Annotated in this window: 3 protein-coding genes; 1 reads left to right on the forward strand and 2 read right to left on the reverse strand. The window is 64.3% G+C overall.

Annotated features, from left to right (window positions below):
- A partial coding sequence (locus EOA32_RS36405; protein WP_128374244.1) for a LysR substrate-binding domain-containing protein occupies positions 1–766 on the forward strand: 766 nt, incomplete at its 5' end.
- Here the strand turns inward: EOA32_RS36405 and EOA32_RS36410 are convergent.
- Both EOA32_RS36410 and EOA32_RS36415 read right to left on the reverse strand, forming a co-directional pair.
- Positions 724–1,905 carry an MFS transporter gene (locus EOA32_RS36410; protein ID WP_067001910.1) on the reverse strand — a complete coding sequence of 394 codons (1,182 nt, stop codon included), beginning with the start codon at positions 1,903–1,905 and terminating at the stop codon, positions 724–726. The genes EOA32_RS36405 and EOA32_RS36410 overlap by 43 nt on opposite strands.
- 228 nt (positions 1,906–2,133) lie before the next feature.
- Positions 2,134–2,334: DUF1244 domain-containing protein (locus tag EOA32_RS36415; protein ID WP_128374245.1), on the reverse strand; the 201-nt coding region annotated here is incomplete at its 5' end.

Consider the following 2,334-nt stretch of genomic DNA (forward strand, 5'->3'; position numbering starts at 1 on the left):
GTTCCGGCGCGGGCGGCGCGGCTACGAACTGACGGAGGCAGGCAGCGCACTCTACGGGCGCGGAAAGGCAGTCAGCGAGCAGGCCAATGCATTCTCATTGCTTGCGCTGGGCTCGGTCGAGGCGATCGAGGGTACGGTGCGCATCGCTGCCTCGGAGGTGGTTGCGGCCTGCGTGCTGCCGCAGATCACGGCGCGCCTTGGCGAGGAAGAGCCGGGCATCGAGGTCGAGATCGTCGCTTCCAACCAGGTCGAGAACCTGCTGCGGCGCGACGCCGACATCGCCATCCGCATGGTCAGGCCGGCGCAGAACGAGCTGATGGCGCGCAAGGTCACCGATATCGCGCTCTGCATATGTGCTGCGAAATCCTATCTCGACCGACATGGACGCCCGCAGAAGCCGAGCGATCTCGTCGACCATCCTTTGGTCGGTTTCGACCGCAGCGATGAGATCGTTCGCGGCCTCACCGCGTTTGGCATCCCGGTCAGCCGCAGCAACTTCCGCTTCAGGACCGACAACCAGATCGTGCTGTGGGAGGCGGTGCGGGCCGGCAATGGCATCGGCATCGGCCAGGAGCCGCTCGCTAGCCGCGATCCTCGACTGGAGAAGCTGTTGCCGGAGGTTCCCTTGCCCGAGCTGCCGGTGTGGCTTGCAATGCACCGTGACGTGCGCACCAGCATGCGCATCCGGCGCGTCGCGGATTTTCTGCATGAAGAGCTGAAGCGCTACTCCGCCGGCGCAGGCTCGGCGGCGAATTCGGCGCGGTGAGCCAAGTTTGCCATCAACAGCACGACGACCAGCAGGCCGGAAAGCGCGACGAAGATCGGGCCGAAGCTCGAATGCTCGGCGACGAAGCCGATCGCCGACGGCGCCACCAAGATTCCTGAATACCCCATGGTGGTCACGACGCTCATGCCGGTGCCGGAAGACAAGCCTTCCTGGTTGCCGCCGGCCGAAAACAGGATCGGCACCATATTGGCGATGCCGAAACCGCAGAAGGCGAAAGCGGCAATGGCAAGATAAGGCGAGGGGGAGAGGCCCGCCACGAACAGGCCGGCGGCAGCGACAAGCGCCGAGCCGCGCAGCGTCGCCACCGCGCCGAAGCGGTTGCGCACGCCGTCGCCGAGAAAGCGCATGAGCGCCATGACGCCGGAGAAGGCAGCATAGGCGAGGCCGGCAATCGCAAGGTCGGCGCCGAGCTCTTGCTGGAGGTAGAGCGCGGCCCAGTCGAGCACGGCGCCCTCTGAGACCATGGTGAGCAGCGCCATCAACCCGACCAGATAGACAATTGTGTGCCGCGGCAGCGTAAATTTCTGATGCCCGGCGGCCTGCGGCCTGTCGTCGGCGATGAGGTAGCCAACAGCAAAGGCGATGACCAAAAAGGCGAGCGCCGTCACCGCAATCGCATGCGCGAGATAGCCGTAGTTCTGAATGGAATAGCCACCAAGCGCGCCGCCGGCGAAGCCGCCGAGGCTCCAGAAGCCATGCGAGGACGACATGATGGCGCGGGAGAGCCGTCGTTCGACGATCACCGCGTTGGAATTCATGGCGACGTCCATGCCGCCGATCGAGCCGCCGAAGACGAGCATCGCGAGGGCCGCGAGCGGCACGTTGGGCGCAAGTGCCACGACCAGCAGGCCGAAACTGCCGCAGATGCCGAACCAGCGCAGCACGGGGCGCGAGCCGTGCCTGGAAATGAGATGGCCGCACCAGGTCATCGCCATCACCGCGCCGACACCAAACAACAGGATCAGCAGGCCGAGCGTGAATTTCGAGATGTCCAGCCGGGTCAGAAACACCGGGATCTGCGGCGCCCAGCTGCCGGTGAGAAAGCCATTGGCCAGGAAAATGCCGGCAACGGCCCAGCGGCCGCGCGTCGCGGCTTGCCTTGTGGTTTGCACGCTCATGGTTTGAAGTCCGAATGCTTTGCGCGGCAAATTAGATCGATTCAATTTGTAGTCAAGAAGCGCTATGGCAGAAGCGTTGGACCAAGAGGCGCGGACCTGTGAGGAATGGGCCCTACTTTGGAGATTTGGCCGAAACGCCTCCTTCGCCATCCATGGGCGAGCAGGAACGAAGCGACGCGCGCAGACCCTGGGATGACAAAGCAGCAGGGGCGAGCCAAATAGGACCGTTCAATGATCCTTCGGCCGCCTGGCCTCGAACTCAGCCTTCTTGGCCTCGGAGGCTTCGGTCTGGTTGAGCGCCTGCCATTGGGCATAGGGCATGCCATAGATGATCTCGCGCGATTCGTCCTTTGTCAGCGCAATGCCGTCGGCCTCGGCCGCCTCGCGATACCAGTTCGACAGGCAGTTGCGGCAGAAGCCGGCCAGGTT

The organism is Mesorhizobium sp. M1A.F.Ca.ET.072.01.1.1 (genome assembly GCF_004023325.1).
Taxonomy (GTDB): domain Bacteria; phylum Pseudomonadota; class Alphaproteobacteria; order Rhizobiales; family Rhizobiaceae; genus Mesorhizobium.

Excerpts from the sequence above, each read along its gene's own strand:
- EOA32_RS36410 (WP_067001910.1), bottom strand. The coding sequence starts at position 1,905 with ATGAGCGTGCAAACCACAAGGCAAGCCGCGACGCGCGGCCGCTGGGCC.